The following is a 25,120-nucleotide window of genomic DNA, read 5'->3' as shown; positions in this document are numbered from 1 at the left end:
CCCTTCCCCACGTGCGGGCGAAGCCTCCCCCTGCTCCCTGAGGAGCGAGCTTGCGAGCGTCACGAAGGGTCGTCCGCAAGTCGTCTCGCCAAAGACCCTTCGTGACGCGCCCTCCGCAAGCTCCGGACGCTCCTCAGGGAGCGGTGGGGACGCGTCCCTCAGAGAACGAGCGTGACAGTGATGGCGACCGCGCAGGCCAGGCCGATGACGATGAGCGCCACCACATCTGCGCGCCCGGGGCCGGCCTGATGGGCGGTCAGGCGGCCGGTGCCGCCCCGGGCGGTGATCGCCTCGGACATCTCGGCGCTGCGTCGGAGCGCCGACGACATCGCCGCGGTGATCAGATCCATGATCCCCATCTCTGCCGACGGATGGTCGCTGCGGCCCTTGGCCGTCGGCCGGAGGCGATGCGCCGCACGCAGCATCCGCAACTCCTCGATGAGCAGCGGAAGACCCCTGAGACACAACGCGATCGCGACCGCCCACTCGTCGACGGGCAGCCGGAGCCACCGCAGCGGGCGCATCAGCCGCGCCAGCGCCGGCGCCACGTCGGCCATGGGAGTGGTCCAGATGACGAGGATCGAACTGGCGACGAGGACGAGTGCCAAGGTGATCGCGCGTAGGAAGACCAGGGCGCCGGGGATGCCGGCGAACGACACGTTGAACGCGACACCGATGCCGATCAGACCCCAGAACCACCACGGCGGACGAGGTATGGCGCCCAACGGGATTCCCGCGACGAGGGCAGTGATCACCACCACCGCGGCGACCATGCCCAGCGCCGGCCACGACGGCAGCACCCAGGTCATGATCCCGAGGATCAGCACGATCACGAGTTTGGTCCCCGCCCACAGCCGGTGCACGAACGAGTCGCCGGGCACCTGCCGCAGCGGGACGGTACGCATCGTCATCGGGTTCCTCCGTCCCAGCCGGGTGCCTGGTCGATCATCTGATGCGAATCGGGCAGGAGACGCCCGTCGACCAGCCGGACCCGTCGGGTACACACCGACTCCAACGACTCGAAGTCGTGCGAGATGATCACGATGGTCATCCCGTCGGCGCGGAGCCGGGCCAGCAGTGCGACGATCTCCTCGCGTGCCGGCGGATCGAGACCGGCCAGCGGCTCGTCCAGGACCAGCAGGTCGGGATGACGCGCGATGAGACCGGCCAGCACGACACGCCGCATCTGTCCGCCCGACAGCGCGTCGACCTTGGTGACCGCCATCCGGCGCGGCAACCCGACGAGTTCGAGGACCCGGGCGACCTCGGCGGTGCCCACCTTCTCCCCACCGGCCGCCATGATCTCGTCGGCGACGGTGACCTTCTGCAGTTGCAGACGCGCGTGCTGGAATCCGAGTCCGACCGCGCCGACCCGCTCCGTCATCGGCGTTCCGGCGTCGAAACCCGCTCCGGGAGTGATCTTCTCGTGGATGTCCAGCAGACGGCAGGTACCGGTCCCGGGCAGAAGCAGGCCGGCCATGATCCACGCGAGTGTCGTCTTGCCCGATCCGTTGCCGCCGACGACGAGGAGTCCCTCGCCGCGGTAGACCGTCAGCGAGATGTCCTGCAGGGCAACGACCTCCCACGGTGAGCCCGGCAGGTGCGCGTAACCCACCTGGTCGAGCACGAGGAGCGGCCCGCCGATCCGCGAGGTCGGTGCGGGCGGGGGCGACGGGCGCGGGTTCGGCGCGCCCAGGTCGGCGTCGGGACCCGGCATCCAGTCGGGCGCGTGCGGCACGAGGCGTCCCCCGGCCAGGTGGATCACCCGATCGGCCGCCGCCGCCTCGCTGCCGCGGTGCGTCACCAGGACGACGGCGATCCCCCGGCGTGCCGGGAGGCCCGCCAGCAGCGCCAGCAATTGTCCCCGGCCTTCCGGGTCGACCATCGACGTCACCTCGTCGGCGATGAGGAGCTGCGGATCCCGGGCGAGCGCCGCGGCGATTGCCAGCCGCTGTTGCTGACCGCCGGACAGGTCCGTGGTCTCCCGGTCACCGAGTCCGGCGAGACCGACCTCGTCGAGCAGTGCTTCGACATCGACGTCGACGCCGGGCGGCAGACCCCAGACGACGTCGTCGGCAACGCGGGAACCCAGCATCTGTATCTCTGGACGCTGCAGGACGAGCGCGGTCCCGCCGTGCGCGCCCAGACCGGGCAGGCCCGGCCGGTGGACCACGCCGGTGGACGGGTCACGCCCGGCCAGGATCTTTGCCAGCGTCGACTTCCCGGAACCGTTGGCGCCGACGACGGCGACGAACTCACCGGGATCGATCCGCAGGTCGATGTCGTGCAGCACCGGGCGGGCTTCGGGCGCATACGCGAACCCGACGCGTTCGAAGACCAGCGGAAGCGGCGCGATGCCCGGATCGTGGGCCGCGGCGACCACCGCGGCCGGGGCGAACCCCGACGGGACGGCGTCGAGCGTGTCCTCGCTCGGCACGTCCCGCAGCCTGCTGATCACGGAACCGAGGATCCACCACGCGACGAGCAGCGAGATCGCGGTGCCGAGGGTTCCCGACACCCAGACCCACACCCACCAGTCGTCGGCGATGCTCCGGCTCATGGCGTCGAGCCCATCGGCGACGCCGCCGGTCGGTCCCCATCCGTGCAGCCACTTCGCGACGCCGTGGATGGAGTTGGTCATCGCCTCGATCGTCAGCTCACGCAGCGGCACCAGGATCAGGAGGATCAGCACGGAGATCCCACCGAGCACCGGCGAGGCGACGAGCGTGGCGACACCGAGCACACCGATCCCCCGGCCCCGCCGCTTGATGTCGCCGACCAGGCCGCCGACCAGCGCGGACCCGAGGACGGTTGCCATCGCGCCGGTGCCCGCCATCGCGAACGCCACCGCGGTGGTGGCGACCGTGGCGGTGACCAGGGCCCGCGGCCGCGTACGCGCCGCGATGAGTGCGAGCGGCACCGGGCCGAGCAGTCCGGCGGCCTGGGCCAGTGGGATGACCGACGCGATGACCACCGCCGCGACGGTCAGTCCGCCGAAGATCGCGACGGACGCGAACTCCATGGGTCGCAGCGGGGGCGAGTTCTTCACCGGTCCAGTGTGCCTGGTGTCGTCGCCCCCACCGGCGGGGACAGTGCTCCGCGACCACCGCTGTCGTTCGTTCGCATGTTAAAGATCCATCACAACACGGTGATTCGAGTTGTCGACGCCTCGTCACCGGTGGAAGGTCTTCTCACCAGGGTCGGCCGTCGGTCCCCAGTCCGTGGATCACCCCGAGGTCGTGCCCGGGTCGGAGGAGGACATGATGCAATCGATTCCGATCGGCCTCACACCGTTCCAGCACGAGGGCACGCTGAACGGCATTCTCATCTCGGGCCGCTGGCCGGAGTCGACGCTCGAGTGGACGCAGACGCTGGTGGCCTCGGTCCGGATCGCCTGCCGGCCGGGTTTCCTGCCCACGACGACGATCTTCGGCGTGGTCGAGCAGCGTCCGGAGCAGGGTGAGGCGGACACCGTCGGGATGATGGTCGCGATCGGCAATGTCGTCGACGACAGCTTCGTCGAGGCGGGCCGCTTCCTGAACAATCCGCCGGCGCTGGTCATGCTGCATCCCCCGTCGCAGACGCGCCCGTCCCTGCCCGAGTGTTCCCAGGTCGCCTCCGGCTGCGTGCTGCTACCCGGACTCCCCGAACTCGGGCTCGAACACCGGGCGGGATGGGCCGAGGCGGAGGCCGACGGCACGGTGGTCAACCTCCGCAATCAGGTGGGTATCGACCCCAACGCCGACCCCGACACCGCCGTGCTGGCCATGCTTCTCGCAGCGTAGGGCGGGGCGGCTGTCCGAAGGCCATACGACGGGTCACCGACCCCGTGGATACGGGTCCCCGAACATCTGATTTTGATGGCCCTACCTGCGGAAATACGGGTCTTCGACGAGTTGCTTCCGCGAGTTAGCGCTGACTAACCTGGCGTCCGTGATTGCCGCCCTGCTCCTCAGCTTCGGCGTGATCTTCGTGGCCGAACTCGGTGACAAGTCACAGCTGATGGCGATGACCTACGCCCTGCGCTATCGCTGGTGGGTCATCCTCCTCGCGATCACTGTGGCCACCACCGCAGTGCACGCGGTCTCGGTGTTCTTCGGCCACTTCCTCGGTCTGTCGATACCCACCACGCTCCTGACGATCCTCGCCGGCCTGGCGATGCTCGTCTTCGGCCTCTGGACGCTGCGCGGAGACCGGCTCGACGACGAGGAGTCCAACCGGGCGACCCGCGTCGGCGCCTCGGTGTTCTTCGCCGTCATGTCGGCGTTCTTCCTCGCCGAACTGGGCGACAAGACCATGCTCGCGACCATCACGCTGGCCACCGACAACGACTGGCTCGGGGTCTGGATCGGGTCCACGCTCGGCATGGTCGCCGCCGACGCACTCGCCATCGGCGTGGGTGTGCTCCTCGGCCGCCACCTCCCCGAGCGCGTCATCGCGATCGGCGCGGCAGTTCTCTTCTTCGCGTTCGCGGCCTGGCTCATCACCGACGGTCTGATCGGTGCGTCGGTGCCCGTGATCGCCGGCACGCTCAGTGCAGTCGTGATCATCACCGGGATCGGCATCGTGCTGATCCGCCGGGAGAATCGCCTCCGTTCCGACGAGAGCGTCCGAGCGCTCGTTCGGTAATTCAGGGGGTCTTTCGCGGTTGGTGCGAGCCGTCTGACTATCGTGAAACTGCAGCACGAGCCGGAGCGGCGTCGCCGACGACGGCGGCGCGGCCGGCAGGAGAACGGGTCGGGTACCGCGAAAGGATCACCTCACACATGGACGTTTCAGGCGCTTCCGTACTGGTCACCGGCGGGGCCTCCGGCCTCGGTGCGGCCACCGCACGGCGTTTCGCCGCAGCCGGCGCCCAGGTCTTCGGCCTCGACCTGCAGGCCTCGATCGACAAGGCCGCGCCCACCGACGGAGTCACGCTGGTCGCGGCCGACGTCACCGACGAGACCCAGGTCCAGGCCGTCATCGACACCATCGCCGAGTCCGGGGCACCGCTGCGTGTCGCGGTCAACTGCGCCGGCGTCGGCTGGGCCGCACGGATACTCGGCAAGAAGGGCCCGCACGAGCTCGACCTCTTCCGCAAGGTCATCGACATCAACCTGGTCGGCACCTTCAACGTCATGCGACTGGCCGCCAACCGCATGCAGGAAGAGTCCACCATCGACGGCGACGGTCAGCGCGGCGTCATCATCAACACCGCATCGGTGGCCGCGTTCGAAGGCCAGATCGGTCAGATCGCCTACGCGGCGTCGAAGGGTGGTGTGCACGCGATGACCATCTCGGCGGCTCGCGACCTCGCACGCGTCGGCGTGCGCGTGTGCACCATCGCCCCCGGCACCATCAGCACGCCGATGCTGGCTGGTGTCACCCCCGAGTTCCAGAAGACCCTCGCCGAGGGCATCCCGTTTCCGCAGCGTCTCGGCGAGCCCGACGAGTACGCGCAATTGGCGGAGTTCATCGTCGCGCACAACTACCTCAACGGAGAGACCATCCGCATGGACGGCGCGATCCGGATGGCGCCGCGCTAGTCCGACCGACTCACCTGATTCATCTACGGCGACATGCCTGTTCGAGGGCCGGCCGGCGCATCACCGGTCGGCCGGCTCCTCGACTAACTGTTCGGCGTCGAGCGCCCGGGCCAGTCTGATCAACGGCACGGCATCAGCTTCGAGACCCTCGCCATCGGCCGGCGCCAGGTCTCGGACGGCACCGCCGTCACCCTCTCGCGGATCGTGTCCGGCCACGGCGGCCCGCAACAGCCTCGCCTGCACCTCGGGTTCGGCATACCCGAACACCGCCGGGACCCGAGGACTCAACTGCGTCAACGCGTCTCGGGTCTCGACGACGCGCCGATGCAATCGGGTGGTCGGTGTCAGCCGGCCGGCATCCGGTAGCACCACTTGGGGGACCGCGTCGGTCACCAGTCGCCACAGGGGCACGAGTTCGGCGTCGAGGCGTCGACGACGCCGGTTGGCCGCGACCGACTGAACCCGCGCGTAGACCATCGGATAGCTGATCCCCATCAGGAACGTGACGACGCCGACGATGGCGACGGCCCGATTCGTCGTCAGGAGCCACGGCGACCGGACGACGTTCGTCGCGGACACGATCACGAACACGATCTGACAGACCGCGCCGACCGCGAGACACGTCAGACCCGTCATCAGAAGGCCAAGGGACACACGGAGATAGCCGTCCGCCGTCGCATGGAACTTGCGGACGCTGTTGACGCAGGCGACGAAGCCGTAGGCGAGGTAACCGCTGGCGATCAGCATGAACAGCGCGAAACCCCAGTTCTGGACGGTCCATTCGTCGATGGTCGCGGTCCGGATCTCGACCGGGATGACCAGCATGGTCACCTGCAGCCCGACGAGTGCCACGACGAGGGGCAATGCCTCCCATCCGGCCCGGCGTTCGCGCGTGACCTTCCCGGGGAAGAAGAACACCACCACGAGCGCCGCGACCCCGATCGCGAGGAGCGCGTAGAACGCCACCCTCGACAGGCCGGTGAAACCGACCTCGTTGAGCACGTCTGCGACCGAGTCGTCGACGACGACGAATGCGAGGGTCAGCGCCGCCACGGCGATCATCATCGCCAGCGGCTGCAACCCCCATCCCGCACGGCGGATCTGATCGAGGCGCCAACAGAACGCGAGGGCGAAGACGCCCGCGGCGACGGCGTTGACCGCGCCGATCCCGACGTCCACCCCGGAGGCCAGCAGATTGACCGTCGGGCCCCCGCCCGCGACAGTGATCACGCCCAACAGGGACTCACATTCTTCCCGGTGCCGCAACCGACCGGCGTGTCACAGCCATCCGCGATGACCCCCCAACAGTTTCTGGAGTCCACGCAGTTCGCCGTGCGACGCGGTGCTCCCGACGCCGGTGCCGGCGTCCTCGGCCCAGCCGAGAATCAACGAGGCGAGCATCTTGGCTTCCCACTCGGCGTCGTCGGAGTAGCACGTGCGCCGGAGCGCGGCTGCCGACTCGTCCTGCGTCAGGGCGGCGATCCCCGCCGCCGAGGCCTCACCGAGGATCTGATGGCCGGCGATCAGATGGCCGAACTCGTGGACGACGATCTGGTTGCGGTGCAAGCGTGAGGTGTGGGCCTGGTGGAAGAAGTAGTCCGCGTCGGTCGCGGCCAGCCAGATGCCGTTGGGAACCCCCGCGGGCAAGGCATGCTCGATCAAGCGGATGGGCCGACCGCGACGGTCACCGTACCGTTCGCAGAGTTGAGCCACGTCGAGGGGCAGATCGAGATCGAGCCCCTTCAGCTCGGCGCGGCACAATGCGCGCAATGCGCGCTCGGATCGACGCATGAGCTCATCGAATCACGAGCGCGCACCACGCCGGAATCCACCCGCAGCGATCGACTTCGCTGGCCTGTCCGGGCCGACACCCCTCGGTCCGGAACGAATGGCTCCGCGAACGCCTCACCGGCGGTCAGTCGTCGCTGTGGTCTCCGACGACGCGAAGCCGCGAATCGGCCGACGGCTTGGTGTCGCTCAGACCGGCCGCGATCACGTCCGGCGGATCCTTGGGCAGACCCTGCTGCTCGCGCAGCACCTTGATTAGCTCGTTCACCACCGTGACCGAATCACTCGACAACCCGGCCAGGCGGAAGGCCGCCAGCTGGACGTTCGTGTCGGCCTGCAACCGCATCAGATCGATCTCGTCGCGGGTACGCTGCGCGGCCCGATCCTCGAGAAAGTAGTGCACGTCGACCCCGAAAGCGGCCGCGATCCCCTCCACCGTGCGGAACGAGGGAGACTTGGCCTTCCCCGATCGCAGTTGGCTCAGATACGACTCGCCGAGTCGGAAACCCCGCTCGGTCGATCGCGCCGCGATCGCCTTCGCGCTGTACGCCCTACCGTTCGGACCAGGAACCGTCCGGAACAGTTCCTCGAGCCGCCGGGCGAACAGCCCGGGGTCGAGAGCATCCGCGTCCGTCGTCCTCGAACGATCGGAGTCGGTGCGTCCGGTGTCGCCCATAGGCTTCTCCGCCCCTCCTGAAGTCATGACAATCTTCTCCGAAACGCAAAATTTGAATTTGCAAGCATTAAAGCCCGCTGTACACGGCCGTTGCAACGATCGGTACGATCAGAAAGTACCGGACCGCCGCGCTCTGCGCGTATCACCTGTAAAGATGGTGTAACGATCGATAGTGTGGCGTTCTTCACATTCATGGGGGTCATGGGTTGCCGACGCGGATCCGTCAGATGAACATTCGGGTTCGGCCCGCGGTGCGCGTCGATCCGCCGCATGGTGTCAGCGACGATGTTTCACCCCCTCGACTGTACGCCTGACGAACGATGAGCCACCGTCTCCCGACCCCCCGCGGCGCCCGTGCCAAGCCGCGTGGTCTCGCCGTCCTTCTGATCGCTCTCGCCGCGATTCTCTTCACCGTCGTCGCGCCCGGGGTGGCCTCGACAGCCCCACCCGGCCCCGATGCGCCAGGCGCGGACTGGGCCGGTGACGCCCACTCCGACTCCGACTCCGACTCCGACTCCGACAGCGATCCCGATGACACGGACGAGGTCGACGACACCGACACCGACACACCCGCGGGCTCGGCAACCGATGACCCCGAGACGACCGAACCCGAAACCACGGACCCCGAGACCACGGACGAGTCCTCCGCACCGTCCCATCCCACGGGCTGCGGTTGTGGATCGTCGCCCATGCCAGGGACGTCGGACACGACGAGCGAGACCACGACCACGACCAGTACCGGCGATCCGGATCCGTCGACGTCCGGGCGCGAAACCACGTCCGGGCGCGATGGCGACGGTGACGACCCGTCCCGCGGCATCCGCCGGGAGGAGGACGCTCCCTCGGCGTCCGATGGCGATGTGAGCGAGTCCGACCTGGCCGGGGTCCCCGCGAACACCGGTCCGGCCGTCACCGACGTACCGACGGTCGCCCCGCCTGGTGGAGGTGGTTCGACCGGGCCGACTCCGGACTCCGGCTCCGGCAGCGGGCCGGACACCGATCGTCGTTCTCCACAGCCCGACACCGGCGTCGAAGCCGACGGCACCGACACCTCGCAGACGGTTGCGGGTGCCGCGGGTCCGCCGGTCGATCCGCCGCAGGCCTCGACCGGTGTGCCGGAGGACTCGACGTTGACGTCGGTGCGGAAGTTCGTCCTCGGCGTGGCGCCGGGAGCACTGTTGCTGCTCGGCGCCGTCGCCCTGCTCGGCAGCGGGTCGTTCCTCGACTCGTTGCGCTCGATGCGTCCCTGAGACGCGGCGGCGAGACGTTCGACCCAACGGTTCGGCTGAGGTCGTCAGCTCGCCCGGAACCGGTCGAGCAGATCCCGCTCGTGCGGCACCTGCGCGGCCGCGCCGTCGGTCATCCACTCGCGCAACACTTTTGTGGCACGGACATCGTCTTCGTTGTATTCGAGAAGTCGCCGGCGCTGCCCGTCGTCGGGGCGCCCGCCCCCGAGCGCGACAGCCGCCCGGTACCACTCCATCGACGCCTCGCCGCTCGCGTCGTCGTCGCGCCACGAGAACCCCGCGACCGGCGCCACTCGTTTCAAGCCCTTGCCCCGCGGGCAGATGAAGTTCTCGCCGACCGCCTCGTAGATGTCCACCCATTCCGACGATGCGATGAAGGCCTGGACCTCGGCGCGCGCCGGGATGCCCGGCTCGCCGGCGAAGCGGTCGGCCGACCCCAGCAGCCATCGGTTCTCCGCCTGCTGGGAGTAGCAGTAGGCCGCGAACGTCTTCCCGGCCTCGCGGGCGGCGGCGCGTTCGGCCATGAGCCATCCCCAGAACTCGGCGAACGACCGCGCTTCGTCGCGCGTGGGCAGCGGGTCCCAGGTGACGAACGGGCGGTACTCGACGGGCGCGGACGAGTCGGTGGTGTCGGTGCGCAGTGTCCCCCACAGATACGCCCCGTGCTCGCCGTAGCTCTCCATGTCGACGTCGATCTCGATGTCGGCGCGGTGGACCCGCGGCGAGTCGACGCGCCGGACGAGCTCGGTGCCGGTGAGCCAGGCGATCGCGTTGATGATCGCGTCGCCGAACCGGACGCCTCCCGGCCAGCCCTCCGGTGGGGCCCCGCGCTGTGCGGCCAGTTCGTCGATCGTCGTGATCCCGGCATCAATCAGGACCGAACCCTGGTTGCCGCTCGCCACGAGACTGACGTCGCGCTTCTCCTCGAGCTCCGGTCCGCAGCGCACCCACCACGGGCACGAACGGCATTCGCTGATCCGGCGGGGCTCGGTGGGGACCTGCCCACCCGCGACCGCGAGCCGATGCTCGAGGATCGCCGAGTAGTCCTCGAGCATCGCCCCGGTGTCCAGGACGACGATGCAGTCCGCGTCCACGCCGATCACGCCGCCGCGCAACTCTGTCGTGTCGGTCGACGACGCCCTGCCGATCTCCACGAGCATGGCGGTGAGATGAGCCAGCCGGAGGTTGTCCCGTCGGTTCGGCCGGCCGGTCCGATACGGGTCGGGGCTCGGTGCCCACATCCAGAACGGACTGGTCACCAGGCTGGGCGCGCGCCCGTCCGGTTCCGTCGTCGATTTCGCCGGCTGGCTGACCCGGTGGTTGACGACGATGACGGGTGTGTAACCGTCCCCGACCCGCACCAGCAGTTCGGAATGGCCACGGCGCCCGTGCTCCCGGTCGGTCGGCAGGGTCGCGTTCCAGATCCACGACGCCCCGGCGTCGCAGGCACGCAGCGTGGCCGCGACGCGCTCAGCGGTGCTCGCATCGGCGTCGACGACCACGAACGCGCCCGGCTGATCGCTGTGTACCCCCCGGAGCAGCTCGCGGATCGCCGCCCGATGGTCGGCCGCGGCCTCCTTGCGGCGCTGCACGCCAGGCGGATCGGGTTCGTCGGCGGGACGTCTGTCGTGCGCGAAATCGAGGGCGACCCGGTGCTCGCAACCGGCGAGGTCGCGCGGCGACAACACGACAGGGACCACGCCATCCCTTTCCGGGCTCGAACGGACGGACACGTGGTCGGATACAACCACATGTCATGCTTGTACTTGTTATCACGCGCGCCTGACGTCGGGAGCGAAGCGAGCGGGGCCACGAAGTGCGGCGCCGGACGCGATCGAGCGAGCCGGTCGACACCGGCGCCGGGAGCGGAACGAGAGCAGGCCGGGGGTCCACTGCGGTCTTCTCGGCAGCAGCGAAAGGGCATTCGATGGGATTGTTCTCCTCCGACGGTACGACTCGTGCTCAGCGCAAGGCAGAGGCCAAGGCTCTCAAGGCGAAAGCCAAGCTGGAGGCCAAGTTCGACGCCAAGTCGCGGCGCAAGGAACAAAAGGCCCGGCGCAAGAACGAGCACAAGTACTTCCAGAAGGAGATGAAGGCCGAGCGCAAGACCGCCAAGCAGCTCGCCAAGTCCCAGACGAAGGTGAGCAAGGCCGAGGCGAAGAAGTTCGCCGTCGAGGCGCAGGCCGCGGCCGACGCGAAGGCTCTCAGCCCGGCCAGCGTGAAGCGCTACCTCACCGTCGCCCGGCTCGTGGCACCGATCGCCGCACCCGTCGTCTACCGGGCCGCGGTCGCCGGACGCGAACAGCTCTCCACACTGCAGGCGAACCGCGCGGGGGTCTCACCGGAGGTGTTGCGCCAGTTCAGCGGTCACGGAGCGACCCTGTCCGCGCGGATCGCGACCACCCGTACGGCACTGGAGAAGGTCGTCGCGCAGGACACCAGCTCCGACTCCACGGATTTCGTCGCGGCGATGACCAAGCGCCTCGACAATCTGGACGTCGCGGTGCAGACCGCCGAGACGATGTCGGCCGGTCAGCGCCGCACCGCCCACAAGTCCATCGCCGACGAACTCGAAGCCGTCGACGCCGACATCCTCGCACGGCTCGGGGTCCGTTCCTGACCCACGGTCCGAGCCGGGTCCTCGCCGCGCCGGTGGGCGGCGGCCGCTTGGGTGAGATCGGCGAGCGATCAGCGGTACGTGTGGAAACAGGCTGCGGGATCCGGTCGCCGGTGCCCGGTTCCGGGGCACACCATTAGGATGGGTGCGAACGTGTCGCGCGGCGCAGCAGTTGCCGGGCGCCTGCCGGACACTTGCGAGGGAGCGCCGTATGACCGAGCCGGATCCGAACGCCACGCCGTCCGCCGGTGAGTCGAACCAAGACGAGCAGGCGCTGTTCCCGATTGCCGCACCGGAAGAGTCCGCCTCCGTACCCGACGCGCCGGTAGCGAAGAAGGCCTCGCCGGAGACGGCGGCCGCCGAATCCGGCGGCGACAAGCTCCCGCCGAAGAAGGCGGCGAAGAAGAGCCCCGCGAAAAAGGCGCCGGCCAAGAAGAGCCCCGCGAAAAAGGCCGCGGGGGCCGCACCGGCGAAGAAGTCGGCAGCCAAGAAGGCACCTGCCAAGAAGGCGCCGCCGAAGTCGGCGCCGCCCGCCCCGGAGCCAGTGGATCCGCCGACTCCGACCCCGGAACCCGAAGCGCCTCAGGTGTCGTCGGCCACGACCCCGGCGTCGCCCCCCGAGCCGCCGGTGACGCACTCCCCGAAGCCGGCCCCGACCGCGTCCTCGGCCCCCGCGCCCGCCGATCCCACGCCCGCGCCCACACACCCGCCGGTCGATGTGGTCGCCGAATCAGACGCCGCCCGTGCGACTTTCGCGCAGTTGCGATCGGGTTCGCCCACCGAACCCCCGACCACCAATCTCACGCCCGCGTATGCCGGACTCGCAGCTGTAGTCGCGCTGATCGTCTTCGTCGTGTTACGCCGAGTCCTGCGCTGACGGTCCCACCGCCGACCGGGCGGTGGTCGACCCGTTCGCCGGGGCGAGATCGCCGACCCGGTCGAGAACCGCGGCGACAACGTCGTCGGCGTGCGCTTCCGGCAGCCAATGGTCGGCGCCGCGCAACGCGATGAACTCGTACTTCGCGTCGACCCACCCCGAACACAGGCGGGCCGCCTCCTCGCCGATCGCCGGGTCGGCGTCGCCCCACACGAACGTGGTCGGGACGCGGACCGGCCGGGGCGCGGATCGCCTGTCGGGGAGCGGCATCGCGCGATACCACCCCAGCGCGCCGGGGAGGGCGCCGTACTCACCGATCTCGCGGGCGATCCGCGACGCGAACGGTTGCGGAAGTCCCATCCGCTCCCCGAAGTCCGGTTGTGTTCGCATCGCCCAGCCGAGGAACTTCTCGGGCAGGACCGGAATCTGGAAGGCGGCCATGTACCAGGACCGGAAGACCTGTCCGTGGCGCATCGAGCGCAGGAAGGCCCCTGGGTGCGGAACAGACAGGGCGGTCAGCGTCTTCACCCGCGCGGGATGGTGCGCGGCGACCGCCCACCCGACGAGTGCGCCCCAGTCGTGGCCGACGACGTGGGCTCGTTCGAGGCCGGCGGCGTCGAGCAGGGCGAGCACGTCGGCGGTCAGTTCGCTCTGCACGTAGTCCCGTCGGCGTGCGGGGCGAGCACCGGGCGAGTACCCACGCTGGTCCGGTGCGAGGGTCCTGAACCCGTTGTCGTGCAGGATTTCCGCGACCAGTTCCCAGCACGAGGCCCGCTGGGGGAACCCGTGCAACAGCACGATCGGTTCACCGTCGATCGGACCTTCGTCGGTGACGTCGAAGGTGTGGGGTCCGCGGTCGAACCGGGTGATGCGCGTCGTCATCGATGACCTTTCTGTGTCCGATTCACACCATGGCGATCACGCGCGCCGGACCGCCGGTACCACCGGCGAACTTCGGTGCGCCGACGACCACGGTCGAGTGCGTGTCCAACGGCTACGTTGTCGCGCATTGCTCAGCCGTCCCAGCGCACCCGCAGGATGCGGTCTGCACCTTTGCCGTCGCTGGTTGTCAGGATCAGCGAGCCGTCGGGCGCAACGGCCACCCCGCGCAGGCGACCGTGCTCGTCCTTCAGGGCCTCGGTTCGCGACACCACGTGGCGTCCGTCATCGGAGAGCTTGAGGAACACCAGTCGCTTACCTTTAAGGGCCGTCAGCACGACGCCGCCGTTGTATGCGCCCCAACCGGTTTCGGGCAGGAACGGATCCCCGGCAAAGCGATCGTCGTGTTGCCCGAACTCCAGACCGGACCGATCGCCCCCGGGACCCGGACCGGATCGGTCATCGGAACTGATTCGTCGTAGATGATCGGTGTCCGATCGGGCTTGTACCCGTAGTTGCCCCCGGCGACGATGCGGTTCAACTCGTCGTCGCGGCTCGTGCCCTGTTCGGTGGCGTACACGCGACCTGTTCCGGGCTGGACCGCCACGCCCTGTACGTTGCGATGCCCGAGGCTGTAGATCGGACTGCGCGGGTTGGGGTTACCCGGAGCGGGCGTACCGTCGAGTTTGATGTGTAAAACTTTGCCGCCCAGCGACTTCCGATCCTGGGTAGCGGATGGTGTGCCTGTGTCGCCAGTACCGACCCATAGGCTGTCGGCGGTGGCGAAAAGGCCGCACCCGGCACGACTGCCGGAGGAGGTCACGGGGATTCCACCGAGGACCGTCCGTTCACGGGTCATCTGCGTCCAGTCCGCGCTCACCCGCCACGACACCACCTTGATGGTCTGACCAGTCTGTGGGGCCGGAATCGGTGCGCCGGCAAGAGGTTCCGGCACGACAAAGGCGCCGGGCGCCGTGTACTCCGCTTGACACGAATACACGCGTCGGTTGTCCGAGAAACGTTGGTCGATGGCTAGCCCCATGAGGCCCGCCTCGTGGACCGCGAAGATCTTCGACAGGTCTGCTCTGACGTTCACTCGTTTTCCGCCGGGGCGCACTGCAACGAACCGCCCCGCGCGCTCACCGGTAAGCACCGTGCCGTCGGGTGCAACAACCACACCCCAGGGGATGGTCATACCGCCAGTCACAGCAGTGACCTGCAACGGCGCTCGAGCATGAGCTGCCGGGCCGGCGAAGAACCACCCAACCGTGACAGCCGCGGACGCGGTCATCGCCACAAGCCCACGGGCCGGTGATCGGACGGATCTCCTGCGTCCTCGACGTGTTCGGGTCACAAGGCCTACCGTAACCACGCTCACACCGACGGGGCAGGACATCGGACGTCTCGATCGGCGAAGTCATGCTTCCCGAGGCACGCCGGAAGCAGTGACGCCACGGCCAAACGGAGCGACCGGGTGGTGGCGACGCCGTTCGCGGTGAGGAATTTGCGTCCCTGTGAGCGAGGTCGAAGGGCAATCTGCCCTTCCCACACCCTGAGGTGGACGGAAATTCGTCATACTCGACACCCTTTGTGGCAACGAGTCGTCACACTCACGAATGATGCAGAGTGAACTCCCCTACCGCCCCGGCAGGTACTTCAACGCGCGGACGGCGGTCGGCGTGATGGCGCGGTAGATGCTCGTCGGGACCACCGGCATGCGGTCGATGCCGATGAAACGCTGCTCGGCGATGGTCTGCGGCTCGGTGTACTTCAGCAGACCCTCGTCACCGTGCCGGCGTCCCATCCCGGAGATACCCATGCCGCCCATCGGGGCCGCCGTCGACGCCCATGCGGCGGCGTAACCCTCGTTGATGTTCACCGTCCCGGCGCGCAGCCGCTCGGCGACTTCCTGGGCCTCAGCGCTGCTACCGGCGAAGACGCTGGCGTTGAGGCCGTAGTCGGTGTCGTTGGCGAGCTTGATCGCCTCGTCGGTGGAGTCCACCGGGTAGATCGAAACGACCGGTCCGAAGGTCTCGTTCGCGAAACACACCATGTCGTCGGTGACGTCGGTGAGGACCGTCGGCTCGAAGAAGAAGGGCCCCAGGTCGGCGCGACGCTTGCCGCCGGCGAGCACCTTCGCGCCCTTGGCAACCGCGTCCTCGACGTGTGCTTCGGCGGTGTCGATCTGGGCGGCCGAGGCCAGCGAACCCATGTCGGCGCTGAAGTCGTAGGAGGCCGATAGCTTCATCGTGGAGACATACGCGGCGAACCGCTCGGCGAAGTCGTCGGCGATCTTCTTGTCGACGTAGATCCGTTCGATCGAGATGCACAGCTGCCCGGAGTTGGAGTACGACGCACGCGCCGCGCCGCGCACGGCGTTGGCGATGTCGGCACTCGCGGTGACGACCATCGGGTTCTTGCCGCCGAGTTCGGCCGAGAAGCCGATGAGCCGACGCCCGGCCTGTTCGGCGAGGGTGGCCCCGGTCTCCGAGGAGCCGGTGAACATTACGTAGTCGGTGCTGGCCATGATCGCCTGTCCGACAACGCTTCCCGGACCGGGCACCACGGCGTACAGCTCACGCGGCAGACCCGCCTCGTACAGCAACTCGGCCAGGGCCAGCGCGCAGTACGGCGTCTGGCTGTCGGGTTTGATCACGACGCCGTTGCCGGCGATCAGGGCGGCCACCGCATCGGACACGGCCAGCGTCAGCGGGTAGTTCCACGGGCTGATGATGCCGACCACACCCTTGGGCAGGTACCGCACGCGCACGCTGGTCGCGCCCGGCAGCATGCCCTTGACCTTGCGGTCGGCGAGCAGCTTGGGGCCGTTCGTCGCGTAGTGCCGCGCGGTGATCGAGACGTCGATGACCTCTTCTTGCGCGTAGATGCGCGCCTTGCCGGTCTCGGCCTGCGCGATGTCCATCAGCGACGCCGCGTTGCGGTGGACCAGGTCGGAGAAGCGGTCGATGATCGCGGCGCGGTCGGCCGGCGTGCGGGCCGCCCATCCCTCCTGCGCCTGGCGGGCCCGGGCGACCGCCACCTCGAGATCGTCGGCGGTGGCGACCGGGATGGTCGCCATCTCCGTCCCGCTGAACGCCTCGAGGACGGGGCGCGTGGGACGACTCGCGGCGTCGTCGATGGCGACGAGCGCACCGAGGCGAGCGAAATAGTCGGCGGTGGGCTTCGGCATGTCGGTGCTCCTCAGCGCTGTGCGGGTGTCCGGTCTTCGATGTGGATCGTGGTCTGCGGTCGGGGCTCTACTGGTTGTCTCCTGCGGCGACGAGCACGATGCCGTCGTCGTCGGAGTAGACGACGTCGCCGGGGGTGAACGTCTCGCCGCCGATGGTCAGCGGGACGTCGCGCTCACCGGCGCCGGTCTTGGTCGACTTGCGCGGGTTGGTACCCAGGGCCTTGACCCCGATTTCCATCCCGCCGATGGTCTTGGCGTCGCGGATGGCGCCGTTGACGATGATCCCCACCCAGCCGTTAGATCGACCGAGTTCGGCGATCAGGTCTCCCACCAGCGCGGTGTGCACGGAGGCGTCGCCGTCGACGATCAGCACACCACCGGGATTGGACTCGCCGAGGACCGACTTCAGCAGGGCGTTGTCCTGGAAGCACCGGACGGTCGACACGCGTCCGACGAACTCTCGGTTGCCGCCGAACTGCGTGAACTGGGTGTCGCAGCTGCGGACGTCGGCACCGATCTCGTCGACGAGGTCGGCCGTCGGGGTGAAGGTCATCTCGCTCATGCCGATCAGTTTAGGTGTGACCGCAAGTAGCTGGTTACTCGCGGGTAGGGAGCGAGCGGACCCCGTCGATGATCTCTGCGACGTCGTCCGGCCGCTCCGAGACGAGGAAGTGCCGCGCCCGCGGGAGTACCGCGATGTCGCGGGCACCGAGCACGTCGGCGTACCGTCGCTGCTTCCATTCCCAGAAGTGGCGCCACCCCGGGAGCCTGGACGACGCCACGACGACGATCACCGGGACGTCCGGCATCGGCTCGGACCGTCGCAGACTCCGCAACGTCTGGTTCATCGACCCGAACGCGGCGTTCTCGACGAGAAGGGCCAGGAGGTAGGGCGGCTGCCCGAAGACGCGCGTACTCCATCGGCGCTGCTGCTCGCCTCGACCCTCCGGTGGCGCGGGCACGACGCGGCTCCACACCTGGAAACTGGGCCAGCGACGAATTCCGACGCGGCTCGTCACCGCGCGCGCCGCACCGACCACCCGATGGGCGTTGCCCACCCGGAACGACAGGGGGACGATCCGCCACGGCACCAGGACGAACGACCCGTCGAGGATGACGACGCCCGCGGTCCGCTCGGGATATCGGCGTGCGAACGCCTCCACATACAGCGACGCCAGCGAATGCCCCACGACGACAACCGGTTCGGTGATACCCCGAGCGTCCAGCACCGCGGCCATCCGCTCCACCTCGCCCAGCAGCGAGGGATGGTGACGCCGACCGATGGGATCGGACAGCCCGTAGCCCGGGCGGTCGTACCGCACGACCCGCCACGAGGAGGCCAGCCGCGCGACCAACGGATCGAGGTCGAACCAGTTGCTCCCGAGCGCCGCCATGAGCAGCAGCGGCGGTCCCGAACCCTCGTCCAGCACGTGGAGCCGATGCTCCCCGACCGTCACGAACTCACCGGGTGAATCCTGATCCGCGTCGGGTGTCGTCTCGTGCACGCGTCCAGTGTGCCCGCGCGGATGGCGCAGCGTCACCGGACGGCCCGACGCGCTCACAGCCGACCCGTCAGCGATCGTCCTGCGCGTCCAGGCAGCTCCGCAGCCGTCTCAGGCCGTCCCGAATACGGGATTTCGTGGTGGGCAGGGGCGTGTCGGTGCGCGCCGCCACCTCGGGATAGGTGAGTCCGCCGAAGTACGACATCTCGAGGCTTCCTCGCTGCAGCTCCGTGAGATGTCCGAGGCAGGTGTGCACTGCGCTCACCTCCACCGACCGCAGCACCGCTTCGAGCGGAAGATCCTGCGTCATCTCGGGTTCAGCAGCCCGGACGCCGTACTCCGACAGCCGCTCGGTCTGCATGTCCTCGGTGCGGACCCGGTCGACGGCGCGCCGGTGCGCGATCGTCATCATCCAGGTGATCACCGATCCGCGGGTCGGGTCGTAATCGGCGGCACGCTGCCAGTACTGCAGGTAGGCCTCCTGGACGATCTCCTCGGCGTAGTGCCGATCACGTACCACCCGGACGGCGAGGCCATAGATCCGCGAACTGGTCAGGTCGTAGAAACGCGTGAACGCCGCACGGTCGCCTTCGGCCACCAGGGCCAGCAGGTCCCGTAGGACCTGCGATTCTCCCCCGCCCCCATGATCCGCATTCGCGGTGGCGTCGCTCTCCCTCGGCGCCACGGTTTCAGGTGCTGCCGGGTCGGGGACGAGGCACGGGAAGACTCGGTGGCTGCCCGGGAGTCGCCGTGAACCGGATGTGGGTCGGTTGCATGTCAGCGACGGTCCGCCCGACGGTCCTGGTGTGCGAGCTCTTCGACAACCATTCCGGTACCTCTCGTCAGACGTCGGGGGTCGATGAATAGGTCGTTGGACCCTAGCGCGTCGTTACACATCGTGTTCGGTTGTAGCCCGTTGGGAGGACAGCAGGCCCTTCGAAGAGGCAGGATCATTCAACGACGCTCAGGTGGTACCCAAACCTCCCTGCGGTGAACTACACATGACGTCCGACTTCCAAAGTCAGCGATCGTGCGATGCCCACGCATCGATGTGGCCCGGCAGTTTCGACAGGTGTCGCCGCAGCACATGCTGGTACACCTTGGACATCCCGATGTCGAGCAATCGGCCGGCACGACCGCGGACCATCGGCTCGCCCACAGCACGGCAGGTGTAGCGCGTACCTCCGGGGAACCGCGTCGAGAGTGTCGGTGGTGATGAAGGGAAAGCGTGACTCGACTGATCGAAATTCCATCAGCCGGTCGACCTCTACGCGTGTGAACACGCCGATCCACTCGTAGGTCATCCCGAAGAATTTCGCTCGTCCGTACCATCGGTCGCCGACCTCATAGGGTGGTCGCTTGTCTGCGTGGGTGCTCAACGTCCCGGGCAGAACATGGGAAGTGTTATCGGGATCGGTGATGTACTGCCACACGACGTCTGCCGAGTGTGCGATGACTACCGAAGCAGATGCCGAGGCCATTCCCTACGGTATGCCTTCTCGTGTGGAACGCTCGGCCGAACGACGGTGTCAGGCGTTCCGAGGCGGGGCATGCGGCATCGGCCTCCCCGGAACAGGCCCGCACACCTGGCCGTCGGGGTAGGAATACGCGGTGGCCACCTTTCGCCAGCCGGGCCCGGTGCCGGCCGAGATGCTGCGCACAGGCGCACTCGCCGTGCGCGGTGCAATCCGACCACGCCCACCAGACCTGCGACTCATCGACGCGATTGAGGACGCCAGGCTCCCCGACAGCGAGGTGACGGTCCGGGTGCGCGCGCTGCCCCAGGTCGCACGACGGGTGCCGCTCGCCGGCCTCGTCGAGGGAGCTCGTACCCTGCGTCGCGCGTCGTCGGCGATGACGACCTTCGTGGTCGAGCACCCCGAGGCCACGTTCTTGGTCGATCCCGGCTTCTGCCGCGACGCCCACCACCGCGTCCTGCCCGAATTGCCGACGATCTTGCGCCCGCTGATCACCCCGCCGCGGTCGACGGTCAGCACCGCCGACGGTCTCGAGCTGCGGCCGCTGCACCGCTCCCCCGACTTCGCCCTGCCGACGCACGCTCACTGGGATCACGTGTGCGGCCTGCTGGACCTGCCCGGCCTGCCGGTGTGGCTACCTCGGCCCGAACGCGAATGGATACTGGCGGGCACGCGACCACCGGTCGGCGGGGTGCGGGCGGCTCTGACCGACGGCCGACCGATCCTCGACTACGAACTCGACGGCCCGCCCGTGTCCACATTCGTCGCGAGCCACGACCTGTTCGGCGACGGCTCCGTGGTCGTCGTCGACCTCGGCGGGCACACCCCCGGGAGCGTCGGCGTCCTGGCCCTCACGTCCTCCGGCCCGGTCCTGCTCGCCGGCGATGCGGCCTGGCACTTCGAGCAGGTGGCGCGCCTGCGCCAGAAGCCGAGCATCCCCGGCGAATTCGTCGACGACGACCGCGACGCGGCGTTCGCGACGCTGCACCGGCTCCACCTGGCCCGCCACACCGTGCGCGTGATCCCCACCCACGACCATGACGCCGTCGGAGCACTCTGCGGCTGAGGTGAACTGGGGGGCGGGCTCACACGTGAAGAAGTCACACGCATGGACCTGTCCCGTGCGACACCTCAACTGCCACCTCGGGTCAGGAGGGTTTCGGCGAGCGGTGGCCGGATCAGAATCAGAGGCCCTGATTCGAATCCCCGCCTCGATTGTCCCCGCCGCCTCCGTTGTCCCCGCCGGTTTCGCAGACGGCCGCGACATCTCGGGGCGTGTTCCCGGGAGTGCGGTAGGTCTGGACGGCCCACGCGACCCTCTTTTTCGTCACCGGAGACAGCACCTCGGTCCGCCGGATGCCGACCGCGAAACACCCACCGGTCATTACGAGTTTCTGGAGTTCCCCTCCATCGAGCCACCTGCCGATCCCGCTGTACGGCAGATCCGTTCCGGCAAGAGCCGGCACGATCCCGGTACGCGCGATGTCACGCGTCTGCGCCGCATTGAAGAGCGTATTGAACTCCATACGGACACCGACGTTGGGCCAGAACCAGTTCTGGTAAATCGTCGGGAACGAGCTGAAACCCGCTCCCGCAGGGGTACTCAGGCCGTGACCCTCGCCAACGGGTGCCGCCCCGGCCACACCGCCGTAGAGTCCCACACCCGACCCCGTCAGCATCACGGCCGACGCGGCGATCGAAACGACAACTCTCCGCGCACTTTTCATCGCTCTGAGCCTCCAGGTCAGCTATTCATGAGACAAGTTGCGCTGCACAGCGTCTTCAGCGTCGCACAGATTGAGGATGGTGTACATCACGCTTAGGAACGCTCATCACACAGGAGCCCAAGGCGCCAAGGCGCCTCAGGCGTCCTGCGGTTTCGCCAGCGGGAACGCGAGCGACTCGCGGATCGACTGTCCGGTGATGAGCATGACCACCCGGTCGACACCGACCCCCAGACCTCCGGTCGGCGGCATCGCGTATTCCAGTGCCTGCAGGAAGTCCTCGTCGAGTTCCATGGCCTCGGGATCACCGTCGGCAGCCAGGATCGACTGTTCGGTGAGGCGTGCCCGCTGCTCCACCGGATCGGTGAGTTCGGTGTAAGCCGTACCGAGTTCGACGCCCCAGGCGACGAGGTCCCACCGCTCGGCGACGCCCGGCTTGCTCCGGTGTGCGCGCGTGAGGGGCGACGTCGACGTCGGGAAGTCGGTGTAGAAGGTCGGGAAGGTGGTGCGATCCTCGCCGAGGTGCTCGTACAGTTCCAGGACGATCTGCCCGGCGTCCCAGTCGGGCCGGTGATTGATTTCCAGGCGGTCACACACCGCGCGCAACTCCTCGACGGAGGTCTCCGGCGTGATCTCCTGCTCCGCGCCCTCCGAGACCACCTGATGAACGGTCTTGACCGGCCACTCCCCGGAGATGTCGACGCGCTCTTCGTTTCCGTCGGCATCGGTGCGCACGATGACCGGTTTCCCGTAGGCCGCCGTCGCCGCGTACTGGATCATCTCGCGCGTCAGGTCGAGCATCTTGAGGTAATCACTGTGCGCCTCATAGGCTTCCAGACTCGTGAACTCGGGGTTGTGGCTGAAGTCGACACCCTCGTTGCGGAAGTTGCGGCCGATCTCGAAGACCTTCTCGACACCTCCGACACACAGTCGCTTGAGGTAGAGCTCCGGGGCGATCCGCAGATACAGGTCGAGGTTGTAGGCGTTGATGTGCGTCTGGAACGGGGTGGCGTTCGCGCCGCCGTGGATCTGCTGCAGGATCGGTGTCTCGACCTCGAGAAAGCCACGAGCGCCGAGGAAGTCACGCAACGACTTCACCACGAGACTGCGGGTCGCCAGCGACTTGCGCGTCTGCTCGTTGATGGCGAGGTCGACATAGCGCTGCCGGACACGCGCTTCCGGATCGGTGAGACCGGCCCACTTGTCGGGCAGCGGGCGCAGGCATTTGCCGTTGATCCGCCAGGCATCGATCAGGATCGACAGCTCGCCCTTACGACTCGTGCCGACGACGCCGCGGGCCTGGATCAGATCCCCGAGGTCGACGTCGGTACCGAAATCGGGTGTGCCCGGGATGATCCGGGAATCCTCGACCAGCACCTGCACCTCGCCGGACCAGTCGTGGACGTCGGCGAACACCACCTTGCCGAAGTCCCGAAGTCGCGTCACGCGCCCGGCGACGGTGACGACGGTTCCCTCGGGCTCGGCCTTGGCCGCCGCGATCGTATGAGTGGGTTGATCGGCCGGCGGGTACGGATCGAAGCCGCGCTCGACGAGCCGGTCCATCTTCTCGAGTCGGACGCGCACCTGTTCCGGTCGGTGGACGACCGCACCCTCGGGTGTGGCTGCCTCGGCGTCGAGCTCGGCGATGAGCGCGGGCGCGTTGACACCGGGCGGGATCGACGGCGGCCCCTGTGTGTAGTGCTTGGCCCGTCCGAACCGCGGCAACGTGATGAAACCCTCGGTCACGATCGCGGCGAGCCCCACCCGGGGCAGGATCCGACTGTCCTCGAAGCACAGGTAGCGCGACTGCCAGTCCGGCAGATACTTCGCATTCGACTTGTACAGCGACTCCATCTGGAAGAACCGCGAGCCGAACATGAGGATCGAGTAGCCCATCCGCATCACCGGCCCGGCCCCGATCTGGGGGCCCTGCTCGAAGAACGCCCGGAACGCCGCGAAGTTCAGCGAGACCTCGGTGATGCCCAATTGCTCGGAGTTGCGGCACAATTCGGCGACCATGGTCTCCACGACGCCGTTGGGTCCGTGCCGGTCACGACGCATCAGGTCGAGCGAGACACCCCGACGCCCCCAGGGCACGAAGGACAGCATGCCGACGACCCGCTCGTCGGGGGTGCCCTCGCCCATCACGGCCTCGACCAGCAGGCAGTCGCCGTCGGCGGGATCGCCGATGCGCGAGAGCGCCATCGCGAAGCCGCGTTCCTCGTCGGTGTCGCGCCAGTCGTCGGCGCGCGCGACGATCTGCGCCATCTCGGTGTCGCCGATCTCGTTGTGCCGTCGGATGCGGACACCGACCCCGGCACGGCGGGTGCGCGTCACGGCCTGGCGCACCGCCTTCATGGCCGGCCCGCTGAGGCTGAACTCGCGCGTGTGCAGGATGGCCTCGTCGCCGATGTTGAGCGAGACGAAACCGGCGGCGTCGAAGGCGGCCGCGCCACGCGGGCTCGACCCCATGGATGCCGGATGCCACCCGTATTTCTCGCACAGGGTGAGGAATTCGGCGATGGCATCCGGCCACGACTCCGGATCGCCGATCGGGTCACCGCCCGCCAGTCCGACGCCGACCTCCACCCGGTAGGTGATCGCTGCCCGACCATCGGGCGAGAACACGACGGCCTTGTCGCGACGGGTCGAGAAGTAGGCCAGCGAGTCGTCGTCGTTGAACCGCGTGATCAGCGCACGGATGAGGGCTTCGTCCTCGGCGGTGATGAGCCAGCGCAGCCGTTGCGACCGGAACAGCACGACGGCCGCGGCGATCAGCGCCAGGGCGCCGAACAGTCCCAGCAGGCCGTTGACGAACAGGTGGGTGTGCCGACCGTCGAACGAGGCATCCTGGTCGATGGCGCCGAAGGCCACGACCCGGTTGAACGCGTACGGCAACCGGTCGCCTCGGGTCAGCGTGTGCGGGAACGCCCACACCAGGGCCCAGCCCAGCAGCGTCGCGATCGCCAGTCCGGCGATCAGGGTGCCGAACGCCGCCAGGACGGCGCCTTTGCGGACCCGAGTGTAGAACTGGCGGTACGTCGACAGCAGGAACATCAGGGCGAGCGCGTCGATGAACAGTCCGAGGTAGATGTTCGTGCGGTCCCACCGCGTCACGCCCAGGTCGTCGGCCAGCGACGGCACGAGATAGAGCGCGTTGGTCGCCATGAACAGGATCAGGTAGATGACGCTGATCCACCAGGCGATCCGCTTACGGGCCGAGAGCGCGACGGCGATGAGGGCGAGCACGAACGCCCAGGCGAAGCTGGTGTCGGGGAGGGTGATGATGTAGTCGTCGACGTAGCGGCGCGGGTCGTGGATCAGATGCCGGATCGCCGGGAAGAGGCTGGACAGCAACGCGATTGCCGCCAGGACACCGACGATCGTGCCGGCGATGTGCGGGGCGCGGGACCCGAACCCGGAGGGCCGTCGGATCTTGTCGAGCAGCGCGAGGGACCTGCGGTCGGCCGCGGTGGGCGTCCGCGGTCCCGCGTCGCGGTGCTCGCCGGGGGTCTCGGGGTCGACCGGCGCGAGGGGGGTGTCGGTGGCCATGCGTAAAAGGTAGTCGGGATGAGAGGTATGTCCCGGCACTCCACGCGGATTGGCCCCGTCCG

20 protein-coding genes and 1 pseudogene are annotated in these 25,120 nt (G+C 68.4%); 7 read left to right on the top strand and 14 right to left on the bottom strand.

The window, feature by feature from the left end; genetic code table 11:
• Nucleotides 1-158: 158 nt before the first annotated feature.
• Nucleotides 159-911, bottom strand: coding sequence for an energy-coupling factor transporter transmembrane protein EcfT (locus JW364_RS12920; protein WP_065631284.1), 753 nt, complete (start codon nt 909-911; stop codon nt 159-161).
• Nucleotides 908-3,049: an ABC transporter ATP-binding protein gene (locus JW364_RS12915; RefSeq protein WP_205333920.1), complete on the bottom strand. Its 2,142-nt coding sequence runs from the start codon at nt 3,047-3,049 to the stop codon at nt 908-910. The genes JW364_RS12920 and JW364_RS12915 overlap by 4 nt, the downstream gene beginning before the upstream one ends.
• 214 nt (nt 3,050-3,263) lie before the next feature.
• Between JW364_RS12915 and JW364_RS12910 the strand changes: the two genes are divergently transcribed.
• The 3 genes from JW364_RS12910 (at nt 3,264) to JW364_RS12900 (ending at nt 5,528) form a co-directional block, all read left to right on the top strand.
• Entirely contained in the window at nt 3,264-3,785 is a 522-nt protein-coding gene (locus JW364_RS12910) for a hypothetical protein (protein WP_058253731.1), read from the top strand.
• A 148-nt stretch (nt 3,786-3,933) separates the two neighbouring features.
• Nucleotides 3,934-4,629, top strand: a complete 696-nt coding sequence (locus tag JW364_RS12905) for a TMEM165/GDT1 family protein (RefSeq protein ID WP_205333921.1) — start codon at nt 3,934-3,936, stop codon at nt 4,627-4,629.
• A gap of 137 nt (nt 4,630-4,766) precedes the next feature.
• Nucleotides 4,767-5,528: an SDR family NAD(P)-dependent oxidoreductase gene (locus JW364_RS12900; RefSeq protein WP_165629234.1), complete on the top strand. Its 762-nt coding sequence runs from the start codon at nt 4,767-4,769 to the stop codon at nt 5,526-5,528.
• A gap of 60 nt (nt 5,529-5,588) precedes the next feature.
• Here the strand turns inward: JW364_RS12900 and JW364_RS12895 are convergent, their stop codons facing one another.
• The 3 genes from JW364_RS12895 to JW364_RS12885 form a co-directional block, all read right to left on the bottom strand.
• Entirely contained in the window at nt 5,589-6,764 is a 1,176-nt protein-coding gene (locus JW364_RS12895) for an MAB_1171c family putative transporter (protein ID WP_205333922.1), read from the bottom strand.
• Nucleotides 6,765-6,806: 42 nt separating this feature from the next.
• Nucleotides 6,807-7,319, bottom strand: a complete 513-nt coding sequence (locus JW364_RS12890) for a hypothetical protein (protein ID WP_205333923.1) — start codon at nt 7,317-7,319, stop codon at nt 6,807-6,809.
• A 124-nt stretch (nt 7,320-7,443) separates the two neighbouring features.
• Nucleotides 7,444-8,019: a helix-turn-helix transcriptional regulator gene (locus tag JW364_RS12885; RefSeq protein ID WP_058253707.1), complete on the bottom strand. Its 576-nt coding sequence runs from the start codon at nt 8,017-8,019 to the stop codon at nt 7,444-7,446.
• Nucleotides 8,020-8,312: 293 nt separating this feature from the next.
• Here JW364_RS12885 and JW364_RS12880 point away from each other — a divergent pair, with 293 nt between their 5' ends.
• Nucleotides 8,313-9,242: a hypothetical protein gene (locus tag JW364_RS12880; protein ID WP_205333952.1), complete on the top strand. Its 930-nt coding sequence runs from the start codon at nt 8,313-8,315 to the stop codon at nt 9,240-9,242.
• A 44-nt stretch (nt 9,243-9,286) separates the two neighbouring features.
• Here JW364_RS12880 and JW364_RS12875 read toward each other — a convergent pair whose 3' ends face one another.
• The gene (locus JW364_RS12875) at nt 9,287-10,939 is read right to left on the bottom strand and encodes a TM0106 family RecB-like putative nuclease (RefSeq protein WP_205333924.1); all 1,653 of its coding nucleotides are present in this window, start codon (nt 10,937-10,939) and stop codon (nt 9,287-9,289) included.
• 227 nt (nt 10,940-11,166) lie between these two features.
• On the opposite strand from JW364_RS12875, the gene JW364_RS12870 reads away from it, so the two are divergent.
• Nucleotides 11,167-11,859 (top strand): DUF6474 family protein, encoded by a 693-nt coding sequence (locus JW364_RS12870; RefSeq protein ID WP_065631292.1) that lies wholly within the window; start codon nt 11,167-11,169, stop codon nt 11,857-11,859.
• Nucleotides 11,860-12,067: 208 nt separating this feature from the next.
• Nucleotides 12,068-12,733, top strand: a complete 666-nt coding sequence (locus JW364_RS12865; RefSeq protein WP_205333925.1) for a hypothetical protein — start codon at nt 12,068-12,070, stop codon at nt 12,731-12,733.
• Here JW364_RS12865 and JW364_RS12860 read toward each other — a convergent pair.
• The 6 genes and pseudogenes from JW364_RS12860 to sigK form a co-directional block, all read right to left on the bottom strand.
• Nucleotides 12,713-13,615 carry an alpha/beta fold hydrolase gene (locus JW364_RS12860; protein ID WP_205333926.1) on the bottom strand — a complete coding sequence of 301 codons (903 nt, stop codon included), beginning with the start codon at nt 13,613-13,615 and terminating at the stop codon, nt 12,713-12,715. The two genes, JW364_RS12865 and JW364_RS12860, sit on opposite strands and share 21 nt — an antisense overlap.
• A gap of 131 nt (nt 13,616-13,746) precedes the next feature.
• Nucleotides 13,747-14,966, bottom strand: a pseudogene (locus JW364_RS12855) (sorbosone dehydrogenase family protein).
• A gap of 282 nt (nt 14,967-15,248) precedes the next feature.
• Nucleotides 15,249-16,802 (bottom strand): succinic semialdehyde dehydrogenase, encoded by a 1,554-nt coding sequence (locus JW364_RS12850; protein ID WP_058253701.1) that lies wholly within the window; start codon nt 16,800-16,802, stop codon nt 15,249-15,251.
• A gap of 67 nt (nt 16,803-16,869) precedes the next feature.
• The gene (gene rraA, locus JW364_RS12845; protein WP_058253700.1) at nt 16,870-17,364 is read right to left on the bottom strand and encodes a ribonuclease E activity regulator RraA; all 495 of its coding nucleotides are present in this window, start codon (nt 17,362-17,364) and stop codon (nt 16,870-16,872) included.
• A gap of 34 nt (nt 17,365-17,398) precedes the next feature.
• On the bottom strand, nt 17,399-18,307 hold the full coding sequence (locus tag JW364_RS12840; protein ID WP_058253730.1) for an alpha/beta fold hydrolase: 909 nt from the start codon (nt 18,305-18,307) through the stop codon (nt 17,399-17,401).
• A gap of 67 nt (nt 18,308-18,374) precedes the next feature.
• Nucleotides 18,375-18,989, bottom strand: a complete 615-nt coding sequence (sigK, locus tag JW364_RS12835) for an ECF RNA polymerase sigma factor SigK (protein WP_068969995.1) — start codon at nt 18,987-18,989, stop codon at nt 18,375-18,377.
• 926 nt (nt 18,990-19,915) lie between these two features.
• Between sigK and JW364_RS12830 the strand changes: the two genes are divergently transcribed.
• The gene (locus tag JW364_RS12830; protein ID WP_307814783.1) at nt 19,916-20,848 is read left to right on the top strand and encodes an MBL fold metallo-hydrolase; all 933 of its coding nucleotides are present in this window, start codon (nt 19,916-19,918) and stop codon (nt 20,846-20,848) included.
• Nucleotides 20,849-20,966: 118 nt separating this feature from the next.
• Here the strand turns inward: JW364_RS12830 and JW364_RS12825 are convergent, their stop codons facing one another.
• Nucleotides 20,967-21,308 (bottom strand): hypothetical protein, encoded by a 342-nt coding sequence (locus tag JW364_RS12825; protein ID WP_205333927.1) that lies wholly within the window; start codon nt 21,306-21,308, stop codon nt 20,967-20,969.
• Between the two features lie 336 nt (nt 21,309-21,644).
• Nucleotides 21,645-25,058, bottom strand: a complete 3,414-nt coding sequence (lysX, locus tag JW364_RS12820; protein WP_205333928.1) for a bifunctional lysylphosphatidylglycerol synthetase/lysine--tRNA ligase LysX — start codon at nt 25,056-25,058, stop codon at nt 21,645-21,647.
• Nucleotides 25,059-25,120 lie beyond the last annotated feature (62 nt).

The organism is Gordonia sp. BP-119, from assembly GCF_016924115.1.
In the GTDB taxonomy this organism is placed as follows: Bacteria; Actinomycetota; Actinomycetes; order Mycobacteriales; family Mycobacteriaceae; genus Gordonia; species Gordonia hongkongensis.
Note: the sequence above shows the minus strand (reverse complement) of the source record. Positions and strands in the feature narration are given on the sequence as shown.